This window comes from Kribbella sindirgiensis, assembly GCF_004331435.1.
Taxonomy (GTDB): domain Bacteria; phylum Actinomycetota; class Actinomycetes; order Propionibacteriales; family Kribbellaceae; genus Kribbella; species Kribbella sindirgiensis.
This window is the reverse complement of the sequence record NZ_SJKA01000002.1, coordinates 733,043-757,005: the sequence shown is the minus strand read 5'-3', so window position 1 is coordinate 757,005 and position 23,963 is coordinate 733,043. Positions and strand designations below refer to the sequence as shown.

Below are 23,963 nucleotides of genomic sequence, written 5' to 3'. Positions count from 1 at the left end.
GCGGGACCGGCGGGAACGTGACCGCCGGGACCGGGAGGACCGTGACCGCCGGGACCGGGAAGACCGGGACCGCCGGGACCGCGAGGATCGGGACCGGCGCGACCGGGAAGACCGGGACCGCCGCAACCGGTATCGCTAGGTGAGTGGCAGAGGGCCGGGACCGGACAGGTCCCGGCCCTCTGGGTTCTGTACCACTGCGACGGGCGGTTCGGATAGGGCCGCATGGGGTCCGGATCGGGGACCGATGACGGGTCTGCGGGCCGCATGGTCCTGCGACGATGCCCCAAGGGACCGGGCCGTCAGCCGGCGGCCGTCGCAGTCAGGGGGCGCGCCATGCGACGTTCAGCATGGATTCTCGTCGGGTTCGGGGTGCTGCTGGTGGTTCTGGCGGCACTGCTCAGGTTCGTCGTCGCACCGTCCGCGACGAAGCTGCCCGGCGACACCGACAGCACGACGACGTACAGCGGTAAGGGCACCGTGCTCAACGCGGCCGCCCTGCAGTCGGGCGACATGGCCAACGCCATCGCCCGGGACATTCCGGTCACTCTCGACCGGCGCGTCTACGTCAGCGACACCGACGGCGGCACCGCCATCGTCCACGACGACGGCACCCTGAAGGCAGGGTCCTCGTCGTCCAAGGACAACCACACGTACGCCGTCGACCGGACGAAGCTCACCGAGGCCGAGACCGTCAACGGCGCCCAGGTCGAGAAGCACCAAGGCCTCACGATCACGATGCCGGTCGATCCGAAGGCCGCGTCCGACGTGTACATGTACTGGGACACGCCGACCCGCACCGCCGTACCGGTCAAGTACGTCGGAACGGAGAAGCGCGGCGGGCGTGACACCTACCATTACCGGGCCACCGCGTCGGGCGCGCTCGCTGATCCTGCGATGCAGCAGCAACTGCCGGCCGCACTGCCGAGGACACTCGCACCTGCGCTGCTGGCTTTGCTGCCGGCGGAGACCCAGCAATTGCTCGCTCCGCTCGTATCCAGACTGCCGGAACAGGTGCCACTCAGCTACACGGCCTCCAGCACGTACGACGTCTGGGCCGACGCCGAGCTCGGTGCTCCGCTCGACACCAAGATCAACCGCTCGGTGGTTGCCAACGTGGCGCTCGGCAGCACGCCGATACCGCTGCTGCCCGTCCTGGCGATCGACGTCACCGCCGATCAGGCATCGGTGCAGCAGGCGGTGAAAGACGTCGACGCCGCAGGACTCGAACTCGCCTGGATCGAGTCCTGGGGTCCGCTCGTGCTCCTGATCCTCGGCGTCTTGCTGGGCGTGCTCGGACTGGTTGTACGTCGGCGCACACCAGGCCCGGCCTAACCTGAGGCCCCAGTCGGCTACACCTCGAGCCAGACAGTCGTGTCTGCCGGGAGTTCGCCGCTGGGCAGCGGCTCGCTGCTCAGCAGGACCTTCTGGTGCGGGGGAAGCGGGACCGAGACGTCGGTCAGGTTCACCACACAGCGGAAGCCGGGGTCGCGGGTGAACGACAGGATGCCGTCGGCGGCGTCCGGGTCCCAGACGAGGCGGCCTTCGCCGAGGGCGGGGTGTTCGCGCCGGATCTTGAGGGCCGCCTTGTAGAGGCTGAGATGGCTGTCTGGGTCTCCCGCCTGGGCCTCGGCGGTCAGGCCGGCCCAGTCGGCCGGCTGCGGAAGCCACGGCTGCTTGGTGCCGGACCCGAAGCCGTACGGCGGAGTGGAGCCGGACCACGGGATCGGGACGCGGCAGCCGTCGCGGCCGCGGACGGTGTGGCCGGAGCGCTCCCACGTGGGGTCGTCGAGGACGTCCTCGGGCAGGTCCTCGACCTCGGGCAGCCCGAGCTCGTCGCCCTGGTAGATGTACGCGCCGCCGGGCAGTGCCAGCTCCAGCAGCGCGGCGGCCCGAGCCCGGCGCAGTCCGAGCTCCAGATCGGTCGGTACGACGCCTGCGCCCTCCAGAGCGTCCTTCCGGTCGCGGCCGTACCGCGTGCGGTGCCGGATCGTGTCGTGGTTGCTCAGCACCCACGTCGCCGGCGCCCCGACCGCCCACAGGTTGTCGGTGGTGTGGTCGATGACCTCACGCAGTTCCTTCGCGTCCCACGCCGCGCGCAGGGCGTCGAAGTTGAACGCCGAGTGCAGTTCGTTCGGCCGCACGTACTGCGCCAGCCGCTCGGCCGGCGACAGCCACGCCTCCGCCACGAACACCCGGGGTCCCTGCGGCGTATCGGCGTACTCGTCGGCGATCGCGCGCCAGCGCTGGTGGATGGTGTGCACCCCGGGCTGGTCGTAGAACGGGTTCCCGACGTACTTCTCCCGCGTCGGTTCCCCGTTGTGCAGCGGTACGTCGGGCAACGCCGGGTCCTTCGCCATCGAGTCGGCCACGTCGATCCGGAAGCCGTCGACGCCGCGGTCGAACCAGAACCGCAGGATCGCGTCGAACTCCTCGATCACCTTCGGGTGGTCCCAGTTCCAGTCCGGCTGGGAGATGTCGAACAGGTGCAGGTACCACTGACCGTCGTCAATCTGCTGCCAGGCGGGCCCGCCGAACGCGGCCGGCCAGTTGGTCGGCGGCTTGCCGTCCTCGGAGTCGCGGAACCAGAACAGCTCGCGCTCCGGAGAGCCCTTGCCCGCCGCCAGCGCGGCCTTGAACCACGGGTGGTCCCAGGAGCAGTGGTTCGGCACCAGGTCGATCAGGATCCGCAGGCCCAGCGCGTGCGCCTCGGCGATCAGCGCGTCCGCGTCGGCGAGGGTGCCGAACTCCGGGTTGATGTCGCGGTAGTCGGCGACGTCGTACCCGCCGTCGAGCAGCGGGGACGGGTACCACGGGCTGATCCAGATCGCGTCGATGCCGAGCTCGGCGAGGTACGGCAGCCGGGCGCGGATCCCGTTCACGTCGCCGGTCCCGTCACCGTCGGCGTCGGCGAACGACCGCGGGTACACCTGGTAGACGACGGCGCTACGCCACCAGTCGTCGAGTGGTCTGGTCCCGGAATCAGGCACTGGATTACTCATGCGAACCAGCCTGACATGCCGGGCACGGAGGCTGTGACAGTCGTCTCAGGAAGGACCCCGGCTGTTGCTCGCGGCACGAGGGTGGCTACTGTCAGAAGCCCCGTACAGGCGAGAGAGGGACCACACTCGTGGATCTGATGGAATTCCAGGCGAAGACGGTCTTCGCCAAGCACGGAGTGCGGACGACCGTGGGTGCGGTCGTCACGACTCCGGAGGAAGCCCGCGCGGCGGCCGAGAAGATCGGCGGCCGGGTGGTCGTGAAGGCCCAGGTCAAGACCGGTGGCCGCGGCAAGGCCGGCGGCGTCAAGCTGGCCTCGAACCCGGACGAGGCCGAGGAGAAGGCCCGCGAGATCCTCGGGCTGGACATCAAGGGTCACGTCGTCAAGATCCTGAACATCGTCCCGGCCGCGGCGATCGGCGAGGAGTACTACTTCTCGTTCCTGATCGACCGCGCCAACCGCAACTACCTCTGCATCGCCTCCGCCGCCGGCGGCATGGAGATCGAGGAGGTCGCGCACACCAACCCGGACGCGGTCGCGCAGATCTCGATCGACCCGGCGACCGGTGTGGACGAGGCGAAGGCGCGCGAGATCGCGGTCGCCGCGAAGTACCCGGCCGACGTGATCGACGCCGTCGTACCGGAGATCGTCAAGCTGTACGACGTGTTCATCGCCGAGGACGCCTCGCTGGTCGAGGTGAACCCGCTGGTCAAGCTCGAGGACGGCAACGTCGAGGCGCTGGACGGCAAGGTCACGCTGGACGAGAACGCGGACTTCCGGCACCCGGAGCACGCCGAGTTCGAGGACGTCTCGGCGGCCGACCCGCTGGAGGCGGCGGCCAAGGCCAAGGGCCTGAACTACGTGAAGCTGGACGGCTCGGTCGGCATCATCGGCAACGGCGCCGGCCTGGTCATGTCCACGCTGGACGTGGTCGCGTACGCCGGTGAGCAGTTCGACGGCGTGAAGCCCGCGAACTTCCTCGACATCGGCGGCGGCGCGTCCGCCGAGGTGATGGCGAACGGGCTGGAGATCATCATCTCCGACCCGCAGGTGGAGAGCGTGTTCGTGAACGTCTTCGGCGGCATCACCGCCTGTGACGCGGTCGCGAACGGCATCGTGCAGGCGTTCGAGCTGCTGTCGAGCCGCGGCGAGCACGTCGCCAAGCCGCTGGTCGTCCGGCTGGACGGCAACAACGCCGAGGAGGGCCGCCGGATCCTCGACGAGGCGGGTCTCGCCGGTCTGGAGCGGGTCGACACGATGGACGGCGCCGCCAAGCGCGCCGCCGAGCTGGCTGCGAAGTAAGGGATCGCCGAACAATGTCTATCTTCCTGACCAAGGACAGCAAGGTCATCGTCCAGGGCATGACCGGCTCCGAGGGCACCAAGCACACCACCCGGATGCTCGCCTCGGGCACCAACATCGTCGGCGGCGTGAACCCGCGCAAGGCGGGCCAGAGCCAGGACTTCGACGGCAAGTCCGTCCCGGTCTTCGGCACCGTCTCGGACGCGGTCAAGGAGACCGGCGCGAACGTGTCGGTCATCTTCGTCCCGCCGAAGTTCACCAAGGACGCCGTACTCGAGGCCGTCGAGGCCGAGGTGCCGCTGGTCGTGGTGATCACCGAGGGCGTGCCGGTGCACGACACCGCCGCGTTCTTCGCCGCCGCGCAGGCGTCCGGCAAGACCCGGATCATCGGCCCGAACTGCCCCGGCATCATCACCCCGGGGTCGTCGAACGCGGGCATCATTCCGGCCGACATCGCGGGCCAGGGCCGGATCGGTCTGGTGTCGAAGTCCGGCACCCTGACCTACCAGATGATGTACGAGCTGCGGGACTTCGGGTTCTCGACCGCGATCGGGATCGGCGGCGACCCGATCATCGGGACCACGCACATCGACGCACTGCAGGCGTTCCAGGACGACCCGGACACCGACGCGATCGTGATGATCGGTGAGATCGGCGGCGACGCCGAGGAGCGGGCGGCCGCGTTCATCAAGGAGAACGTGACCAAGCCGGTCGTCGGGTACGTCGCGGGCTTCACCGCACCGGAGGGCAAGACGATGGGCCACGCCGGCGCCATCGTGTCCGGCTCGTCCGGCACCGCGGCCGCGAAGCAGGAGGCCCTCGAGGCCGTCGGCGTGAAGGTGGGCAAGACGCCGACCGAGACCGCCAACCTGATGCGCGAGATCATGCAGGGCCTGAACAAGTAACGACCAGGCGTGCAGCGGGACCTGCCCCTCACGGGGTGGGTCCCGTTGCTATTTGTAGGTGGCGGAGCGGTCGGCCGCGCGGGCCAGCGTCTCGTTGAACGCCGCGTCGGTGAGATCCAGCGCCTTGAGGACCGGGAACAGGACGTAGACCGCCCGGTTCCCCGACGAGGCGATCCCGATCCGGTAGACGAACTTCTTCCCGTCGCCGGTGTCGTACGTCGCCTTCCAGCTCTTGCCGGCGAGGGTGTTGGTCTTGACCGTGCCGGTGGAGTCGACCTTCGCGTTCGAGACGTTCTTCTCGCAGGCGTCGACGTTCTTCTTGATCTGGCTGACGTAACTCGCGGCCGCGGCCGCGGTGGCGAACCTGATCACCGTGTCGTCGAGCCCGAACTCGGTCGGCACCTTCGCCTCCGGCGTCACATACGTGACCGTGCCGTACTTCGTCGCCTTCGCCTTCTTGAGGCCGAGCTTCTCGCAGCCGGTGCCGTCATTGCTCGTCGCGGGGGCGCTCACCCACGGCTTGTCGATCTCATCCAGCAGTGGCAGGTCGACCGAGGCCATAAAACCCGGGGTGTCGGTGTTCGGCAGCAGGGCCGGTTTCGCGATCGGGGCGCCGGTCGCGCAGCCGCCGGTCTGGGCGCAGATCTTCTTCGCCGCCGCGCTCGCGGTGGCCAGCACCAGGTCCGGGCGGGGCGGTGTCGCGGCGATCGTGTCGTGCTCGACGACCATGGTCGCCTGCCCGGCGAGCGTGACCGCGACGGTCCGGTACTTCGTCTTCGCGCCGGGGACCTGCCCGAAGACGGCGATCACGCCGCGCTCGCCGACGCCGGTGGTCACGTAACCGGCCGACAACCGGGTCTGCGGTGTCGTGCACTGGCTGAGCCAGTGGACGACCGTGGCGTAGGTCTTCGCGGCGGTGGCCTTGTCGTTCGACACGTCGACGTACTGGACGGCCGTGTCCTTGGTGGCCGAGTTCTGCAGGGTGCGGACCCAGGTCCGCAGGCCGGACGGGTCGGCGAACCGCTGTGACTGGCAGGCGAACGCGTTGTCCGGGGCCGAGTCGCCGTCCGCGGTCTTGGTGACCGCCCAGGTGCCGGTCGCGCCGAGCGTCTTCGCGCCCGCGGCGTCCAGCAGCGCCTTGTCGTCGGCCAGTACGTCGGAATTGGACGGCTTGTCGTCCGACGGGCCGTTGCCGGCCTTCGCGCCGGGCTCCTTGTCGCCGCCGAACGCGTTCAGCGCGGCGACACCGCCGCCGCCGACCAGCACCACGACCGCGACGCCTGCTGCGATCGTCTGGTTCCGCTTGCGCGCCTTCTGGCGACGCGCCTCCCGGGCAGCGGCGCGACCGCCGCCGCGTGATGCACGGTGGGAACCGGCCAAAGCTCGTCCTCCTGACTGATTCCACCCGACAGTACCGGGTGAACCCACGCAGCTCCCACTCAGCTACCAACAGGCGAACTCGCCAGTACTGAGCGTCAGGTCGTGCCTGGTGGTCCATCGCCTACTGCGGGGCACTCGGCACGGCACCTCGCCGCACGGGTGCAAAGGCCACGATGCTCCGCATCGAGACCTTCGCCCCCGCACGCCGAGCTACCGCACCGAGCACCTCCTCGCTACGGCGCTGGACCACCAGGCACGACCTAGCAGGCGGGCTGAAGTCTCCCACATCCGGCGTGTCAGGACGAGTGGCGTCCGTGCGCGGGGAGACCATGGGAGTCAGATGACCGACATGCTGAGCCGCCCGGGCGCGCGGGACGGCGAAACGAGCGCTGCGCAGACGTCGGAGATCGCCGCCCAGACCAAGCCGCTGGTCGTGTCGGCCGTGATCTCCGCCGGAGCGTGTCTGCTGACGGGTCTGCTCACCTGCGCCGCGGTCGCCGTCGTCGGCTGGCTGGGCGCGACGTTCGGCGGCGCCTCCGGCGCGGTCCGGGCCGGCGCCTCGGCCTGGCTGATCGCGCACAAGGCGGGGGTGACGATCGGCACCGGCCGGATCAGCATCGCGCCGCTCGGCCTGACGTTGTTCTTCGCCTGGTGCCTGTACCGCGGCGGCAGGTCCGCGGCCCGGTCCAGCGCGGCCGACCGGACCCGTGACCTGATCTCGCTGGCCGGGGCGTTCGCGCTCGTCTACGGCCTCGGCGGGCTCGTCGTGGCGTTGCTCACGGCCGAGGGCCCGCTCAAGGTGTCGCCGCTGGCCGCGTTCCTGGGTGCGTTCTCGCTGGCGCTGGTGGCCGGGCTCGCGGGGATCGCGGTCGAGTCCGGAGCGGCCGAGGACCTCGCCGACGCCACACCGGCCGGCCTGCGGGACGCCGTACCCGCCGCGCTGGCCGCCGTCCTGACCGTGATCGCGATCGCCTCGCTGCTGTACGGCGTACTGCTCGCGATCCATTTCTCCCGGATCACCGGGATGCTCGAACTGCTGAACGCCGGCGTGATCGGGTCGGTCGTACTGTTCGCGATCTGCCTGATGCTGGTGCCGAACATGGTGCTGTACGTCGTCGCGTTCCTCGCCGGACCCGGGTTCCAGCTCGGTACCGGTACGACGATCGCGCCGACCGGCGTGGACGTGGGGAACCTGCCCGCGCTCCCGCTCCTGGCGGCGGTACCTGCCGACGGCGCGACCCCGTCGTACCTGCTGGTGCTGACGGCCGTGGTGCCGCTGGTCGCCGGTGCGGTCGCGGGGCTGGTCGTCGTACGGCGTGGGCTCGCGGAGCGGGACGCCGACGCGCTCGGGTGGGACGCGTTCGCGCTGCGCGGTGCGATGGCGGCGCTTGTCGCGGGCGTGATCGTGTTCGCGCTGCTGGCGCTGTCGGGCGGATCGGCGGGGCCCGGGCGGATGTCCGCGGTCGGAGTTCCGGGGGCGTTGCCGGCGGCCGGCGTACTGGCGGCCGGGATGGCGATCGGGGCGGCGATCACGGCCGCGGTGGTCTCGGCGCGGCGACCGGCTGACGGGGAGCCCGACAGCGGGCGATAAGCTTCCCGCCGTGACTTCTGCTGCCGGTCCCGGTTCTGCGCGCCTCGTCGTGCTCGTATCGGGGTCGGGGTCGAACCTGCAGGCCTTGCTGGACGCTTGCGCCGACCCGGCGTACGGCGCCCAGGTCGTCGCCGTCGGCGCCGACCGCGACGGGATCGCCGGCCTGGACCGGGCCGCGGCCGCCGGTGTGCCGACGTTCGTGCACAAGGTGAAGTCGTTCGCCGAGCGCGCCGACTGGGATCGGGCGCTGACCTCGTCGGTCGCTTCTTACAAGCCCGACTTGGTGGTCTCGGCCGGGTTCCTGAAGCTGGTCGGGGACGATTTCCTCGAGGCGTTCGGCGACCGCTACATCAACACCCACAACGCGCTGCTGCCGGCGTTCCCCGGGATCCACGGTCCCCGGGACGCGCTGGAGTACGGCGTGAAGGTCGCCGGGGCGACGCTGTTCTTCGTGGACGGCGGCGTCGACACCGGGCCGATCATCGCGCAGGTCGTCGTACCCGTGCTGGACGACGACACCGAAGAAGACCTGACCGAACGGATCAAGGACGTCGAACGCCGCCAGCTGGTGGAGTGGGTCGGCCGCCTGGTCCGGGACGGCTGGACTATCACTGGACGAAAGGTTCGACTGAAGTGAGCACCGACCGCAGGCCGATCCGCCGCGCGCTGATCAGCGTGTACGACAAGACCGGTCTGGAGGAGCTCGCTTCCGCGCTGCACGCCGCCGGTGTTCAGCTGGTGTCGACCGGTTCGACCGCGGCGCGGATCGCGGCGGCCGGGGTTCCGGTGACCAAGGTCGAGGAACTGACCGGGTTCCCGGAGTGCCTGGACGGGCGGGTCAAGACGCTGCACCCGCTGGTGCACGCCGGTCTGCTCGCCGACCTGCGCAAGGCCGATCATGTCGAGCAGTTGCAGGAGATGCGGGTCGAGCCGTTCGACTTGCTGGTCAGCAACCTGTATCCGTTCACCGAGACGGTCGCGTCCGGCGCGTCGGTCGACGAGTGCATCGAGCAGATCGACATCGGCGGTCCGTCGATGGTGCGCGGCGCGGCGAAGAACCACGCGAACGTCGCGGTGGTCACGTCCCCTGCGCAGTACCCCGCGCTTCTCGCCGCGCTCGGCGAGGGTGGCTTTTCCTTGGAGGATCGGGCCCGGTTGGCTGCGGCGGCCTTCGTGCACACGGCCGAGTACGACATCGCGGTCGCGTCCTGGATGGGCAACGTGCTCACCGACTCTTCCGAGGGCTCCGGCTTCCCCGCGTGGGTGGGCGCTTCGTGGGAGAAGTCCGCTGTGCTGCGGTACGGCGAGAACCCGCATCAGCCGGCCGCCCTGTACCTGAACGGGCGCGGCGGGCTGGCCGCGGCGGAGCAGCTGCACGGCAAGGAAATGTCGTACAACAACTACGTCGACGCCGACGCGGCCCGGCGTACCGCCTATGACTTCAGCGAGCCGGCCGTCGCGATCATCAAGCACGCCAACCCGTGCGGCATCGCCGTCGGCAAGGACATCGCCGAAGCCCACCGGCGCGCACACGAGTGCGACCCGGTCTCGGCGTACGGCGGTGTGATCGCGACGAACCGCCCGGTCACCGTCGACCTCGCCAAGCAGGTCGCGGAGATCTTCACCGAGGTGCTGGTGGCGCCCGGCTTCGAGGACGGCGCCGTCGAGATCCTGCAGGCGAAGAAGAACATCCGGCTGCTCGTCGCGCCCGAGGTGTTGTCGGACGAGACCGTCGAGCTGCGGGCGATCAGCGGCGGCCTGCTGCTGCAGCACCGCGACCGCTTCCAGGCCTCCGGCGACGACCCGTCCGCGTGGACCCTCGCCGCTGGTTCTCCTGCCTCTGACGAGGTCCTGGCCGACCTGGCCTTCGCCTGGAAGGCCTGCCGCGCGGTCAAGTCCAACGCGATCCTTCTCGCCTCCAACGGCGCCTCCGTCGGCGTCGGCATGGGCCAGGTCAACCGCGTCGACTCCTGCCGCCTCGCCGTCTCCCGCGCGGGCGAGCGTGCGTCCGGTTCGGTCGCCGCCTCCGACGCCTTCTTCCCCTTCCCCGACGGCCTCGAGGTCCTCATCGAAGGCGGCGTCAAAGCAGTAGTCCAGCCCGGCGGCTCCATCCGAGACGAAGCAGCCATCGAATCCGCCACCAAAGCCGGCATCACCATGTACTTCACCGGCACCCGCCACTTCTTCCACTGACCCAAGACCCAGGTTCCCGGAGCGGGAGCTGGTTACGAGTCCTCGGTGTACGAGGTCAAGCGCGCCAACCTCACCCGTGCGAAGGTTCTGGCCGCGCGGAACGCGTACGCCAAGGGTTGCTCGGTCGAGTACACCGCGCCCCTTCTCGACGCCGTGAAGGTCAGCGTGTACGCGCCGTGGAAGTGGACTATCTAAAAGGTGCGCCGGTACGCGACCTGGTGGCCGTCGTCGCGGGAATCGAGGGCTAGGGTCCAGCCGGTTTTGGTGTAGAAGGTTTGGCCTTGGGGGGTAGTTGGCCAGGGTCCAGAGGATTGCTTCGTCGTACTGGGCGGCTAGTTCTTCGAGGGCTTTCTGCATGAGGGCGGTGCCAACCCCTCGACGCCAGTGCGGCGGGTCGACGGCGATCGTGTCGAGCTCGCCCAGCTCGGGATCGATCGGATCCCGGCTCGGCCCGACGCCGACGAACGACCCCCGGTCGGCGTTGGTGGGTAGGCGTCCAAGATGCAGGGTTTGCGTCCTGGATCCGGGACGCAAACCCAGCATCTCGGACGTCCACCCATGAGTTGCGGTGGGCGACGGCGGGGTCAGTTGGGGACGATGATGGCGAGTACTGCGATGGCCGCGGCGGTGAGGAAGAGGAAGGTGGTGTCGAACATGCGGTTGCGGACGTGGAGGAGGCCTGCGGCTGGGTCGGAGAGGGTGGCTCGGAGGAGGCCCGCCAGGCCTACGGCGCCGGCGAACACGAAGACGCCGTTGCGCCAGTTGTAGAACCAGAGCACGACCAGGCCGACCAGTGCGACCAGAAGCGTCAACCCCAACGGCCATTGACTCCGACGCTGGGCCTCACCCGCCATCAGCACGCCACACCCAACTCGACCCCGTACGCCGTACCGCTGGGGGTCACTGGGGGAGGCTCGATTCGGCGGCTTCTACTACGTTGGTGAGGAGCATTGCGCGGGTCATCGGGCCGATGCCACCGGGCATCGGGGCGATCCAGGCGGCGTGCTCGCGGGCAGCGGGCTCGATGTCGCCGACGATCTTGCCTTCGGCGTTGCGGCTGGTGCCGACGTCGAGGAGGACGGCGCCGGGCTTCACCATGTCCGCGGTGATCAGGCCGGCCGAACCCGCGGCGGCGATCACGATGTCGCCGGTCCGTACGACGGCGGCGAGGTCCTTCGTGCCGGTGTGGCACTGCGTCACGGTCGCGTTCTCGCTGCGCCGGGTGAACAGCAGCCCCATCGGCCGTCCCGCGGTCACCCCGCGGCCCACGACGACCACGTGCGCGCCGGCGATCGGTACGTCGTACCGCCGGAGGATCTCCACGCAGCCCTTCGGGGTGCACGGCAGCGGACCGTCCTGGCCGAGGACGAGCTTGCCGAGGCTGACCGGGTGCAGGCCGTCGGCGTCCTTGGCGGGGTCGATCAGGCCGAGGATCGTGTTCGTGTCGACGTGCTTCGGGAGTGGGAGCTGGACGATGAAGCCGGTGCATTCCGGGTTGTCGTTGAGCGCCTGCACCTGCGCGGCGATCTCGTCCTGGGTCGCGGTGTCCGGCAACTCGACCTGGATCGAGGAGATCCCGACTGCCGCGCAGTCGCGGTGCTTCCCCGCCACGTACGCCCGGCTGCCCGGGTCGTCACCCACCAGGATCGTGCCGAGCCCGGGCACCACGCCCTGCTCGGCGAGCTTCGCGACCCGGACCTTCAACTCGTCCTTGATCGCCGCCGCCGTCGCCTTGCCATCCAGAATCTGCGCCGTCACGACCCCAGAGTCTGCCACGCGCCACCCCCGGCTCCCCACCCGCACGCCCGGACCGGGGGTCCGGATCGCCAGGCCATCACAAATGCTCGTCGGCCGGGCGGCCACGCGGGCCGCCCGGCCGAGGTGGGCGATTGTGATGGGCTGGGCGTCCGGGTCAGCTCGTCAGGTCGTAGACGGTGGTGCTGCCGACGGTGGTCGCCGTGTAGTTGGATTCGACCCAGGACTGGATCTCGCTGGCGGCGGAGGAGCCGCCGCGTCCGCCGCCGCCCTGGCCGCCGGAGATGTAGTACGAGATCTTGCCTTCGGCTACCCATTGCTTGAACTGGGCGAGGGTCGGTGCGTCGTCGGTGCCGCTGAAGCCGCCGATGGCTATGACGGACTTTCCGGTGGCGAGCTCGAGCGAGGCTGCCGACTGCGAGCCGCTGGTGGCGGCTGCCCAGGTCGTGGTGGTGTTCGACAGCAGAGCCGTCAGCTCACTACTGGCCGAGGCATCCCCACCCATCCCACCTCCACCATCATCCGAACTGCTCGACCCGTTGGAACCTGAGCTCGTGGATCCGTTTGCTCCGTTGGGAGGTGTGCCGGAGGGCGCGCCCGAGCCGCCGGGGCCGCCTGCTCCGCGGGTGCCGCCGCCTCCGCCCATCGCGCTGCTGCCCGGCCCCGACGTCGGGATCGAACCGTTGTGCGTCTGCGCCGCCGTAGCCGCCGCGTACGCCGTGCTGCCGAGGCCGAGCGAAACCACCACCGCCAGAACAACCGCAGGCAGCACCCGCCGCATCCGGTGCCCGACCAGCAGCAGAAGCCCAGCCAGAACACCAGCCGCGAGTACGACGTACTTCGCCCAAGGAAGGAAGTCCGACGTACGGCCCAGCAGTACGTAATCCCAAACGCCCGTCGCCAGCACCATCGCGGCCAACGTGATCCGCGCCGCCAGCGCCGCCCGCTGCTTCCACGCGATCACAACACCCATCCCAACCAGACCGCCGATGGCCGGGGCGAGCGCAACGGCGTAGTACGGGTGGATCGTCCCGCTCATGAAGCTGAAGACACCCGCGGTCACGAGCAGCCAGCCGCCCCACAGCACCAGCCCGGCGCGGAACAGGTCGGTCCGCGGCGCGCGACGCGTCAGCCACAGCCCGCCGACCAGTGCGATCAATGCCGCAGGCAACAACCAGGAGATCTCGGTGCCGAAGGCGGATCCGAACATCCGCGTGATCCCGGTGCTCCCACCGAACCCGGTGTTCGCGCTCCCGCCACCACCGCCACCGTTGCCCGAACCACCCAGCAGGCGCCCGAGGCCGTTGTACCCAAGCGCAAGCTCGAGCAGCGAGTTGTTGGTCGAACCACCGATATAAGGACGGCTCGACGCGGGCCACAGCTCGACGAGCGCGACGTACCAACCGGCACCGACGATCAGAGCACCCAATGCGCCGAGCAGGTGCAGCAGCCGCCGGCGCAACGACGTCGGCGCCGCGATCAGGTACACCAGCGTGAAGGTCGGCAGTACCAGCAGCGCCTGCCCCATCTTGGTCAGGAACGCGAACCCGATCGCCACCCCGGCCAGCGCCAGCCAGCGCGCCGACGCCTTCTCCAGCGACCGTACGACGAAGTACGCCGCGGTCACCATCAGCAGCACGAGCAACGCGTCCGGGTTGTTGAACCGGAACATCAGTACGGCGACCGGCGTCAACGCCAGCGCACTACCCGCGATCAGCCCTGCGGCCGGACCGGCCACGCGCTTCACGGTCAGGTACGTCAGGCCGACCGCCGCGATCCCCATGAACGCCTGCGGCGCCAGCACAGTGAAGCTGTTGAACCCGAACAGCCGCGCGAACGCGGTCGCCACCCACAGCGCGCCCGGCGGCTTGTCGACGGTGATCGCGTTCCCCGCGTCGAGCGACCCGAACAGCCAAGCCTTCCAGCTCTGCGTCCCGGCCAGCTCCGCGGCGGCGTAGAAACTGTTCCCGTACCCCGAGGCGGTCAGATTCCACAGGTACAGCAACGCCGTACCGGCCAGCATCGCCAGCGCCGCCGGCCGAACGTACGCCGCCTGCCCGGCAGGTCCGCGCACGAGCCGCCGGAGCCTCCCTGGCGGAGGACCGGGCGGGGGATCCGCGGCCGGTGGTTCAAGAGTGCGAGCGGGTCGGTCGAGCAGCGTCGTCATGATCGTCTCCAGTTCGGCGTACGGCTTCCACTGGTGACGATGACAAGTGGGTCTTCGGCCTCCCTGGGCGTCGGCTGGGAGCTCGCTGTGAGCCGGGAATACCTGCGCCCTTGCAGTGGTTCGGGAAGATAGTTTATTGTTGAACTACCAATCAGCGAGGAGCACATCATGCCCGCCGTGACCGTCAGTGACATCACCGTTCTGCCCCGCGTCAGTGCGCAGGATTCGGTGAACGAGCGTTCGGTGAAGTCGGTGACCTCGGCGCCGAGCGGGTACGAGGGCGAAGGCTTTCCGGTACGCCGGGCGTTCGCGGGCGTCGACCTCCGTGACCTGGACCCGTTCATCCACATGGACCAGATGGGCGAGGTGGAGTACGCGCCGGGCGAGCCGAAGGGTACGCCGTGGCACCCGCACCGCGGCTTCGAGACCGTGACGTACATGCTCGACGGGATCATGGAGCACCAGGACTCCAACGGTGGTGGCGGCGTGATCTCCAACGGCGACACCCAGTGGATGACGGCGGGCAGCGGCTTGCTGCACATCGAGACCCCGCCGGAGCACCTGGTGGTGAGCGGCGGCCTGTTCCACGGCATCCAGCTCTGGGTGAACCTGCCGAAGGCGCTCAAGTGGGCCCCGCCGCGCTATCAGGACATCCGCGGCGGCGACTCCGCGCTGCTGTCCACGCCGGACGGCGGTTCGCTGATCCGCGTGATCGCCGGCTCGGTCGACGGGCACAACGGGCCTGGTTCGACCCACACCCCGATCACGTTGGTGCACGCGACGGTCAGCCCTGGCGCCGAGATGGTCCTCCCGTGGCAGCCGGACTACAACGCGCTCGTCTACGTGCTGGCCGGTCAGGGCACCGTCGGCTCCGAGCGGCGCCCGATCCGCAAGGGTCAGCTGGCTGTCTTCGGTCCGGGCGACACGATCCGTACGGCGGCGAGTACGTCGCAGCCGCAGGCCGAGCCGAACCTCGACGTACTGGTGATCGGCGGCCGTCCGATCCGGGAGCCGGTCGCGATGGCCGGGCCGTTCGTGATGAACACCCGCGCCGAGGTCATCCAGGCGTTCGAGGACTTCCAGGCCGGCAAACTCGGCAGCATCCCGGCCGTCCACGGCGCTCCGACGGAACTCCGCAGTACCGAGTAGTCCCGAGCAGTCCCGAGGAGTCCCGCCCCTGGACACCGGCAACCCCCGGATCTACCTTCGCAGCAAGGGGATTCGGGGAAGTTGCAGGGGGCATCATGTCGTACTTGCGGAAACTTGCGCTGATCGTGTCCGCGGTAGCACTGACGGTCGCCGCGGCCGCACCGTTCCCGGCGAGGATTCCGTTGCCGGTGGACTTCCAGCCGGAAGGCATCGCCACCGGCCCGCAGAGCACGTTCTACGCCGGCTCGCTGCGCAGCGGTGACATCTATCGCGGCAGCCTGCGGACCGGCGAGGGAGCGATCTTCGTCGACGCGCCGCCGGGCCGGACTGCGGTCGGGATGAAGGTCGAGCGAGCTGAGCAGCGGCTCTGGGTCGCGGGCGGGGCCAGCGGCCATGCCTACGTCTACAGCACCCGCGACGGCTCGACGGTCGCCGACCTGGTGCTCACTTCGGCGCCCAGCACGTTGATCAACGACGTCGTCGTCACCAACGACGCCGCGTACTTCACCGACACGTTCAGCCCGGTGTTCTACAAGGTCCCGATCGAGCCCGGCGGCCGCATCGGCGCACCGCAGACCATCCCGTACAGTGGTCCGGCGGCCGTGATGGGGGACTTCCCGAACTGGAACGGCATCGACGCCACCCGGGACGGCAAGCACTTGATCGTCGGGCACTCGTCGCGCGCGACGATGTACCTGGTGGATCCCGGGACCGGCGCCAGCCGGGCCATCGCGATCACCGGTGGCACGATCACACCCGGTACGCCGGACGGCATCCTGCTCGACGGCAAGACCTTGTGGGTGGTGGAGAACTTCGCCAACCGCCTCGTCAAGGTCGAGCTCGGCGCGGACCTGACCAGCGGCGAGATCGTTGCCGCCGTCTCCAGTTCCCTGTTCAGGGTGCCGACCACCGTCGCCGAGGACGGCCACCGGCTGGCGCTGGTCAACGGCCGCTTCGACCTCGGCTTCCCGCCCCCGTTCGGACCTGGTGCGCCGGCCGGCACCGACTTCGACGTGGTGCAGCTCGACAAGCCCTGATCAGCCCTCGGGGTAGAACAGGAACAGCGTGCAGCCCTTGGCGGACTGCGGAACGTGGGACGACCCGGCCGGGGCGTGGATGAACGATCCGGCCGGGTAGTCGCGGTCGCCGTCGTTGAACACGCCGTCGACGACGAACACCTCCTCCGGACCGGGATCGTGAACGTCGATCCCTTCCCAGCGTGATCCGGGATCCATCTGCAGTACGAACGCCTTGGCGACCGACCCGGACCACAGCGGCCGCAGTCTGATGCCCGGAAACAGTTCGCGGACCGGTGCGTCGTCGACCGACGCCCACTCGTAGTTCTCCATACCTCCGATCCTCGCCTCGTCCACGCGGTTGCCCCCAGTGTCAGGATAGTCTCGGTCAGGTACTTTTCTGCCATGCCCCGAAGCAGGCATCGCGTCGTCGCTCTGGTGACCGCTCCGCAGGCGAGCTTCGAGCTCGGGTGTGCGGCGGCGGTCTTCCGCGATCCGCCGTACCGCTTCAGCGTCTGCACCGAACAGCCCGGAAACCTCCGCACCACCGAGGGATTCGACATGGTGGTGACGTCCGGTCTGCGCGCGCTCGACAGCGCCGGCACGATCGTCGTGCCGGGGTGGCTGCCGATCAATCGCGAACCGTCCGAGCAGGTCCTCCGCGCACTCACGCGGGCCCATCGACGCGGCGCGCGGCTCGTCAGCATCTGCTCGGGTGCGTACCTGCTCGCCGCGACCGGCCTGCTCGACGGGCGCCGGGTCGCGACGCATTGGCGGTACGCCGACGAACTGCAGCGCCGATTCCCCGCGGTACAGGTGGATCCGGACGTCCTGTACGTCGACCACGGGGATGTGGCGACGAGCGGCGGGTCGGGGACCGGGATCGATCTGTGCCTGCATCTGGTGCGCCGCGATCACGGGGCGTCCTACGCGTCGTGGGTTGCGCGCCGGATGGTGATGCCACCGCATCGTGAAGGCGGTCAGGTCCAGTACCGCTCCGAGGGTCCGGAACTGATCAACCGAGGTAGTGAGTCGTTGGGTGCGGTCCTGGATTGGGCCGTCGCGCACCTGGGCGAGCCGATCACCGTCGACGACCTCGCCAGCAGGGTGAACGTGTCGGGGCGGACGTTGGCGCGGCGGTTCGAGGAGCAGCTGGGGATGGCGCCGGGGCAGTGGTTGCTGGGCCAGCGGATCGCCAGAACACGTGTTCTGCTGGAGGAAACGGACCTTTCCGTCGACGCCATCGCGACCCGGGTCGGCCTCTCCTCGGCGACCAATCTGCGCAGAAGATTCCGCGCCGCGCTCCGCACCACCCCGAGCGCCTACCGCCGCGCGTATCAGGGCAGGTAGTCGAGGGTGAGGTAGTGCTCGATGCGTGGGTCGTCCGGATCGCCGCCGTAGAGCTCGACGAATCGCCGCGCGGCGGGCAGGCCGCCGTACTGCGGGTTGAGGTCGCCGCGGAGGCTGCCGAACATGAGCGACAGGTCGATGTACCGGTCGCCGGCGCCGAGCCGGCTCAGATCGAGGACGCCGGTGAAACGCAGGGTTTCGGGGTCGATGAAAACGTTCGGCGCGCAATAGTCCCCGTGTGTGACCGCCTCGCCGACGCCCGGGAACAGCGACCTGAACGGACAGCCGCTGAGCTCGTCGAGCCGACGGAGGCCATCGGCCATCGCGGCGAGGACGCCGGGACGGTCGGCAGCGGGCCACTCCTGAGAGGCATCGCGGCCGGGTAACTCGGTGCTGAGCAGCCAGTTGTTGCCGCGATCAACGATCTGGGGGCACGGGAACCCGGTCGAGCCGAGCCAGGCCAATCGGTCGGATTCATCAGAGACGCCGTCACCCGCCTTGTAGTACAGGCGTTCCGGGCCACGGTCGAGGCGGACGACCGTAGCGCCGGAGCAGCCGACATGGACCGGTTCGGCGCTGTCGGCGCCGAACCGGTCCTGGAGAAGATTCAGATCCACTCAGCGAAGGTTACGGTGCAACGCCGAGATCAGCTCCCCATTTCCGGTGTCGCCGTCGAGCGACCAGATCATCGCGCCGCCCAGGTCGCGGTGCGAGATGTACTGCGCTTTCCGTTTCATCTCGACCGGGTCGTCCCAGGTCCAGAACGTCGTACCGTCGAACAGCCACGCGAAACCGGCGCGATTGTCGCGGTAGACCGTGTAGTTCGCCAGTTGGGCCTTCAGGTAGCGGTAGTCCTCGGTGCCGGCGTCGAACGTCGACGGCGCCGGTCCGGTCGACGGCTGGAAGAGACCGTGGTTCACATCAGTCACTCCCGTCCAGCCGTGTGAGTAGAACGGCACTCCCATCACCAGCTTGCTCCGCGGCGCGCCCCGGGCCAGGTAGGCGTCGATCGTCACCTGTGAGCTGAACTCCGGTGTCGTCGGATCGCCTGCCGGTCCGTCGATCGCGGACTGCTGGTTGGTGAGCGTCTCCCACGGGCCGTGGTAGTCGTAGCCCTGCGTCGTGCCGAAGGTCAGGTCCTTGAACAGCTGACGGACCTCGAAGCCGCGGTCGATCATCGCCGGGTTCGCGGGCAGGAACGCGGTCAGGTCGTGTCTGCCCGGCAGCCGGTCGAGTTGCTTGCGGTACTCGTGCACCAGCGCGGTGAAGTTCTGCTTGTCCTCGGGCCGGATCACGTTCCCTGGGTTGCCTTCGCTGGCCGGCCATTCCCAGTCCAGGTCGATGCCGGTGAAGATGCCCTTCGCGGCACCGGCCGGCAGGCCCGGCAGGTTGCCCTTCAGCCACAGGTCCAGGCACGACTTCACGTGCGCGGTCCGGGAGGCGGGCGTGAGTGCCGCGTCGGAGAAGTGCGCCGAGCCGGTCCAGCCGCCGAGCGAGATGCTGATCCGGAGCTTCGGGTACTTCTGCTTCAGTTGCTTGAGCTGATTGAGATTGCCGTTGAGCACCTGGCCGGGCTCGTCGGCCTTGCCGTTGACGCTCTGCTCGGCGGTGAACGGTCGCTGGTAGTCGGCCCACGGGTCACTGCTCAGGCAGTTCCCCTGGGCGTCGACGAAGCCGAACGCGTAGTTGATCTGGGTCAGCCGGGCCGCGGACCCGTTCTTCACCAGATCGCTGACCAGAAAGTTCCGGCCGTACCCACTCCAGTTGGTGTAGTACCCCACCACTCGCTTGGTGCTGCCGTGCGCTTCGGCAGGTACCGCGGCAGTCGTTGGCGCGACCAGCGCAGCCGCCATCAGCAGCCCCACACTCCGACGCCTCATAACACCCCCATCGGACGGTTCCTGCGCACACAGTAGGACCCCACCCCGACTTACGCAATGACTCTGCAAAAACTAGGATGCCGGTATGACGACTGTTGCCGGTGATCTCGCGCCGTCCGGGGTTCTGCGGGCTTCGATCAACCTGGGGAACCCGGTGCTCGCTCGGGGAACGGCGGAGGACCCGGGTGGGGTGACGGTGGATATCGCGCGGGAGTTGGCGCGGCGGCTCGGGGTGTCGTTGGAGTTGGTGTGTTTTGATGCGGCGCGGAAGTCGTTCGAGGCGATGACGACCGGGCGGGCGGATCTGTGTTTTCTCGCGATCGATCCGGCGCGGGCGGCTGAGGTGGCGTTCACGGCGCCGTACGTCGTGATCGAGGGAGTGTTCGCCGTACCGCGAGACTCCGCGCTGACGACCGTCGCCGCGATGGATGCGCCAGGAGTCCGGATCGGGGTGAAGCAGGGGTCGGCGTACGACCTCTACCTGACCAGGACGTTGCAGCAGGCAACGGTTGTCCGCGGGGAGGAGGGCGTCGACGTGTTCCGCGAGCAGGGGCTCGAGGTGGCGGCCGGTATCCGGCAGCCCATCACGCGGTACGTCGCCGAGCACCCGGACCTGCGCCTGATCGACGAGCGGTTCATGCAGATCCAGCAGGCCGTCGGCACCGCGAAGTCGAAGCACCCGGAGACGGTCGCCTACCTGCACGACCTGATCGAGGACCTGAAAGCGTCGGGTTTCATCGCCGCGTCCCTGGCCGCCTCCGGTCAGGCGGACGCAGCCGTTGCCCCATCGGCCTGAGCACGGGTTCCCTTACGGGCAGTGACGAGGCAACAACCTGCCGTGGCAGGTGGTTCTGGCAACCACTCGATAGAGTCCGGACATCTATCGGTGAGTGGTCGCACGGCTCCGCTCTGTGAGCGGTCTGGTGCGGCCCGCTGTGAGGACAACCGATCGGGAGGGACTCATCGTGGTATCCACACCACGATCGAGGCGCATCGGCGTTGCCGCCGTCGCCTTGATCGCTGCCTTCGGGCTCGCTGCCCCGGGCCAGGCACTGGCCGGCCCCCAAGCCCAACCAGCCCCCGCGCAGGGGAAGGACCAGAGCGTCACGCTGATCACCGGCGACCGGGTCACCCTGCGCGGTGGAGACCCGGCGCGCGCCACGATTCGGCCCGGTAACGGCCGGACCGGCGTCGCGTTCAGCTCGTACCGGCTGAAGGACCACCTGTACGTCGTACCGTCCGACGTCAGCGCGCGCCTGGCCGGCGGCAAGCTCGACCGCCGCCTGTTCGACGTGACAGCGCTGATCAAGGACGGGTACGGGGCCAACTCGAGGGACACGCTGCCGCTGATCGTCACGTACACCGGCAAGGCGCAGAAGCGCGCGGCGATTCCGGGAGCGACCGTCTCGCGGCAGTTGCCCGTCATCAACGGCGCTGCGCTGAAGGTCACGAAGGACTCCAAGGTGCTGGACGGGGCCGGGATCGACAAGATCTGGCTCGACGGCAAGCGCAAGGTCACGCTGGACCATTCGGTCCCGCAGATCGGCGCGCCGACCGCGTGGCAGGCGGGCTACACCGGCAAGGGGATCCCGGTCGCGGTCCTCGACACCGGGATCGACAAGACGCACCCCGACCTCGCCACCCAGGTGGCCGGCGGCAAGAACTTCACCGACTCGCCCGACGGCGACCACTTCGGTCACGGTACGCACGTCGCCTCGACGATCGCCGGTACGGCGGCCGCGTCGAGCGGCAAGTACAAGGGCGTGGCGCCGGACGCCCGCCTGTACGACGGCAAGGTCTGTGACGACTTCGGCAGCTGCCCAGACTCCGCGATCCTGGCCGGGATGGAATGGGCCGCGACCGAGGTGAAGGCCAAGGTCGTCAACCTGAGCCTCGGCGGCACCGACACACCGGGGATCGACCCGCTCGAGGAGGCGGTGAACCGGCTGACCGCGCAGACCGGCACCCTGTTCGTGATCGCCGCCGGCAACGAGGGCCCGGGTGAGCAGACCATCGGCTCGCCGGGCAGCGCGGACGCCGCGCTCACCGTCGGCGCGGTCGACAAGCAGAACCAGCTGGCCGACTTCTCCAGCCGCGGCCCGCGGGTCGGCGACGGGGCCGTGAAGCCGGACATCAGCGCCCCCGGTGTCTCGATCGTCGCCGCGAAGGCGAAGGACTCGATCATCGGCGAACCCGTCGGCGAGGACTACCTGCGCCTCGACGGTACGTCGATGGCGACGCCGCACGTGGTCGGATCGGCCGCGATCCTCGCGCAGGAACACCCGAACTGGAAGGCCGCCGAGCTCAAGGGCGCGCTGATGGGTTCGGCCAAGCCGGCCGCGGAGCAGACCGCGTTCGAGCAGGGCGCCGGCCGGGTGGATGTTGCCAAGGGCATCAAACAGACCGTGATCGCCGAGCCCGGCAACGTCTCGTTCGGTACGGCGGTCTGGCCGCACGACGACGACGTACCCGTCACCAAGGCCGTGACGTACCGCAACCTCGGCGACCAGGCGGTGACGCTCAACCTGGCCGCGACGTTGACCGGACCGGACGGCAGCGCTGCTCCGGCGGACGCGCTCAAGCTGAGTGCAACCACAGTCACGGTCCCGGCGGGCGGCACCGCCACCGTCCAGGCGACCTCGAACACCAAGCACGACGGCCCGGACGGCACGTACTCCGGCCGCCTCACCGCGGGCGCGGGCGACGTCAGCGTCACGTCGGCGATCGGTGTGAACAAGGAGAAGGAGAGCTACAACCTCACCCTGAAGGCGATCGGTGCGGACGGAAAGCCGGCCCAGTTCGACGGCGTGCTGTTCGCGATGGACCGGAGCCTGTTCCAGTTCCTCGGCGACGGAACCGACTCGCTGACGACGCGCCTGCTGAAGGGCGAGTACCTGGTGCAGAGCAGTCAGTTCGTCGAGCAGGCGGACGGCAGCTTCGCCAGCTACGGGCTCGTGCAGCCGTCGATCAAGCTCGCCGAGGACACCACGGTGGTGTTCGACGCGCGGACGACGAAGCCGGTGAAGGTGACCGTGCCGCAGCCAGGCGCGGAGGCCGCGCTCGCCGACGTCGGATTCGACCGGACGTCCGCGGACGGCCGGTACGGACTGAGCTCCGCCAACCTGTCGTTCGGATTCGGGGCGATCTACTCCGCGCAGGTGGGATCGTCGGTGTTGCCGCAGGAGCAGTTCACCGGCCATGTCGCGTCGCAGTGGGCGAAGCCGGACGCCGACGGCTCGTTCAGCAATTCGCCGTACGTCGTCGGTCAGGTCAACACGTTCCCGGGCGTGTTCCCGACCGGGTTCGTGCGCAACGTGCAGGCGAAGGAGCAGGCCACGCTCCAGCAGACCGTCAACGCCACGAGCGACCGGGAGCACGAGCGGATCGTGTTCGGCAGCGGGCCGGGGATGAACGGCGGCTGGGCGGTCGGGCTGACGTACGGCAAGGCCCCGCTGACCCTGACGGCGTACGTCGACGCCAAGCCGGCCACGTGGCGGACCGAGATCGACGAGATCATCCCGAGCACCGACCCGGAGGACCCGTTCCCGCAGACGATCAGCCGGCTCATGTCGCCGTCGAAGGAGTACCGGGCCGGCAAGTCGTACGACGAGCGATTCAACGCGGCGGCGTTCTCGATCGCGCCGGACGCGGCGGTCCGCGAAGGGAACTTCCTGTTCCTGTCGGCCTACGGCCTGGGTGACGCGGACGGGAACGGTGGGTTCATCGCCACCGATTCCGAGTCCAGCAAGCTGATCCAGGACGGGAAGGTCGTCGCCGAGTCGCCGTTCTTCGGGTACGTCGAGGCATCCGAGCTGCCCGCGGCGAAGACGACGTACACGCTGGAGTCGACGCAGACACAGTCGAAGAGCCCGTTCGCCACCCGGACCGATCTGCGGTGGACGTTCAGCTCGGCGGCCACGTCGGCGGCGACCAGGCTGCCGCTGCTGGGTATCCGCTACCAGCCCACGGTGGACGTCCACAACGTGGCCGAGCGCAAGCCGGTCACGGTCCTGCCCGTCGTGGTGGACCCGCAGGCCGGGCAGCAGCTGCCGGTGATCCGCAAGCTGACGGTCCAGGTGTCCGGCGACGACGGCAAGACCTGGAAGAACGCCGCTGTCGCGCCGATCGGTCACGGCCGGTACAAGGCGATCTTCGCGACACCGGCCGGGCAGTCGGTCTCGTTGCGGTCGCATCTGGTCGACGGTTCGGGCAACGTAACGGACCTGACCGTAATCAGGTCGTACGGGTTGGGCTGAGCACGCAACCCCGGGGGCCGG

The 23,963-nt window shown here is 69.2% G+C and carries 20 protein-coding genes and 1 pseudogene; 12 read left to right on the top strand and 9 right to left on the bottom strand.

Annotated elements, in window-relative coordinates; genetic code table 11:
- The first annotated feature begins 333 nt into the window (after window positions 1-333).
- On the top strand, window positions 334-1,332 hold the full coding sequence (locus E0H50_RS08280) for a porin PorA family protein (protein WP_165547034.1): 999 nt from the start codon (window positions 334-336) through the stop codon (window positions 1,330-1,332).
- 17 nt (window positions 1,333-1,349) lie between these two features.
- Here the strand turns inward: E0H50_RS08280 and E0H50_RS08275 are convergent, their stop codons facing one another.
- Entirely contained in the window at window positions 1,350-2,999 is a 1,650-nt protein-coding gene (locus tag E0H50_RS08275) for a glycoside hydrolase family 13 protein (protein ID WP_131285991.1), read from the bottom strand.
- Window positions 3,000-3,127: 128 nt separating this feature from the next.
- On the opposite strand from E0H50_RS08275, the gene sucC reads away from it, so the two are divergent.
- Window positions 3,128-4,300 carry an ADP-forming succinate--CoA ligase subunit beta gene (gene sucC / locus E0H50_RS08270; RefSeq protein ID WP_131285990.1) on the top strand — a complete coding sequence of 391 codons (1,173 nt, stop codon included), beginning with the start codon at window positions 3,128-3,130 and terminating at the stop codon, window positions 4,298-4,300.
- Window positions 4,301-4,314: 14 nt separating this feature from the next.
- The gene (gene sucD / locus E0H50_RS08265) at window positions 4,315-5,205 is read left to right on the top strand and encodes a succinate--CoA ligase subunit alpha (RefSeq protein WP_131285989.1); all 891 of its coding nucleotides are present in this window, start codon (window positions 4,315-4,317) and stop codon (window positions 5,203-5,205) included.
- Window positions 5,206-5,253: 48 nt separating this feature from the next.
- Here the strand turns inward: sucD and E0H50_RS08260 are convergent, their stop codons facing one another.
- Window positions 5,254-6,585 carry a hypothetical protein gene (locus tag E0H50_RS08260; protein ID WP_131285988.1) on the bottom strand — a complete coding sequence of 444 codons (1,332 nt, stop codon included), beginning with the start codon at window positions 6,583-6,585 and terminating at the stop codon, window positions 5,254-5,256.
- A 340-nt stretch (window positions 6,586-6,925) separates the two neighbouring features.
- Here E0H50_RS08260 and E0H50_RS08255 point away from each other — a divergent pair, with 340 nt between their 5' ends.
- The 4 genes from E0H50_RS08255 to E0H50_RS42805 are packed head-to-tail and all read left to right on the top strand — an operon-like array spanning window position 6,926 to window position 10,564.
- Entirely contained in the window at window positions 6,926-8,176 is a 1,251-nt protein-coding gene (locus E0H50_RS08255; RefSeq protein WP_131285987.1) for a cell division protein PerM, read from the top strand.
- Between the two features lie 10 nt (window positions 8,177-8,186).
- On the top strand, window positions 8,187-8,813 hold the full coding sequence (gene purN / locus E0H50_RS08250; RefSeq protein WP_131285986.1) for a phosphoribosylglycinamide formyltransferase: 627 nt from the start codon (window positions 8,187-8,189) through the stop codon (window positions 8,811-8,813).
- Complete coding sequence (purH, locus tag E0H50_RS08245; RefSeq protein ID WP_131285985.1) at window positions 8,810-10,369, top strand: bifunctional phosphoribosylaminoimidazolecarboxamide formyltransferase/IMP cyclohydrolase; 1,560 nt, start codon at window positions 8,810-8,812, stop codon at window positions 10,367-10,369. Before purN ends, purH begins: the two co-directional genes overlap by 4 nt.
- A 45-nt stretch (window positions 10,370-10,414) precedes the next feature.
- The gene (locus E0H50_RS42805) at window positions 10,415-10,564 is read left to right on the top strand and encodes a hypothetical protein (protein WP_165547033.1); all 150 of its coding nucleotides are present in this window, start codon (window positions 10,415-10,417) and stop codon (window positions 10,562-10,564) included.
- Window positions 10,565-10,693: 129 nt separating this feature from the next.
- On the opposite strand, the pseudogene E0H50_RS44465 reads toward E0H50_RS42805, so the two are convergent.
- From E0H50_RS44465 to E0H50_RS08225, 4 genes and pseudogenes are all read right to left on the bottom strand, one after another.
- Window positions 10,694-10,912: pseudogene (locus E0H50_RS44465) on the bottom strand (GNAT family N-acetyltransferase); the annotation flags it as partial.
- Between the two features lie 41 nt (window positions 10,913-10,953).
- Window positions 10,954-11,187, bottom strand: a complete 234-nt coding sequence (locus tag E0H50_RS08235; RefSeq protein ID WP_238150838.1) for a DUF3017 domain-containing protein — start codon at window positions 11,185-11,187, stop codon at window positions 10,954-10,956.
- An 82-nt stretch (window positions 11,188-11,269) separates the two neighbouring features.
- A complete protein-coding gene (locus tag E0H50_RS08230) occupies window positions 11,270-12,127 on the bottom strand; it encodes a bifunctional methylenetetrahydrofolate dehydrogenase/methenyltetrahydrofolate cyclohydrolase (RefSeq protein WP_131285983.1) in 858 nt (285 codons plus the stop codon).
- A gap of 154 nt (window positions 12,128-12,281) precedes the next feature.
- Window positions 12,282-14,198 (bottom strand): ArnT family glycosyltransferase, encoded by a 1,917-nt coding sequence (locus E0H50_RS08225; RefSeq protein ID WP_238150837.1) that lies wholly within the window; start codon window positions 14,196-14,198, stop codon window positions 12,282-12,284.
- Between the two features lie 261 nt (window positions 14,199-14,459).
- On the opposite strand from E0H50_RS08225, the gene E0H50_RS08220 reads away from it, so the two are divergent.
- A complete protein-coding gene (locus tag E0H50_RS08220; RefSeq protein ID WP_131285981.1) occupies window positions 14,460-15,440 on the top strand; it encodes a pirin family protein in 981 nt (326 codons plus the stop codon).
- Between the two features lie 95 nt (window positions 15,441-15,535).
- Complete coding sequence (locus E0H50_RS08215; RefSeq protein WP_131285980.1) at window positions 15,536-16,477, top strand: SMP-30/gluconolactonase/LRE family protein; 942 nt, start codon at window positions 15,536-15,538, stop codon at window positions 16,475-16,477.
- Here E0H50_RS08215 and E0H50_RS08210 read toward each other — a convergent pair whose 3' ends face one another.
- Window positions 16,478-16,789: a cupin domain-containing protein gene (locus E0H50_RS08210; protein ID WP_131285979.1), complete on the bottom strand. Its 312-nt coding sequence runs from the start codon at window positions 16,787-16,789 to the stop codon at window positions 16,478-16,480.
- 72 nt (window positions 16,790-16,861) lie between these two features.
- Between E0H50_RS08210 and E0H50_RS08205 the strand changes: the two genes are divergently transcribed.
- Window positions 16,862-17,806 carry a helix-turn-helix domain-containing protein gene (locus E0H50_RS08205; RefSeq protein WP_131285978.1) on the top strand — a complete coding sequence of 315 codons (945 nt, stop codon included), beginning with the start codon at window positions 16,862-16,864 and terminating at the stop codon, window positions 17,804-17,806.
- Here the strand turns inward: E0H50_RS08205 and E0H50_RS08200 are convergent.
- Both E0H50_RS08200 and E0H50_RS08195 read right to left on the bottom strand, forming a co-directional pair.
- Window positions 17,794-18,423, bottom strand: a complete 630-nt coding sequence (locus E0H50_RS08200) for a phosphotransferase (RefSeq protein WP_131285977.1) — start codon at window positions 18,421-18,423, stop codon at window positions 17,794-17,796. The genes E0H50_RS08205 and E0H50_RS08200 overlap by 13 nt on opposite strands.
- Window positions 18,424-19,686 carry a glycoside hydrolase family 18 protein gene (locus tag E0H50_RS08195; protein WP_131285976.1) on the bottom strand — a complete coding sequence of 421 codons (1,263 nt, stop codon included), beginning with the start codon at window positions 19,684-19,686 and terminating at the stop codon, window positions 18,424-18,426.
- An 85-nt stretch (window positions 19,687-19,771) separates the two neighbouring features.
- Here E0H50_RS08195 and E0H50_RS08190 point away from each other — a divergent pair, with 85 nt between their 5' ends.
- A complete protein-coding gene (locus E0H50_RS08190; RefSeq protein ID WP_131285975.1) occupies window positions 19,772-20,482 on the top strand; it encodes a transporter substrate-binding domain-containing protein in 711 nt (236 codons plus the stop codon).
- A gap of 169 nt (window positions 20,483-20,651) precedes the next feature.
- Window positions 20,652-23,942, top strand: coding sequence for a S8 family peptidase (locus E0H50_RS08185; RefSeq protein ID WP_165547032.1), 3,291 nt, complete (start codon window positions 20,652-20,654; stop codon window positions 23,940-23,942).
- The last annotated feature ends 21 nt before the right edge of the window (window positions 23,943-23,963 follow it).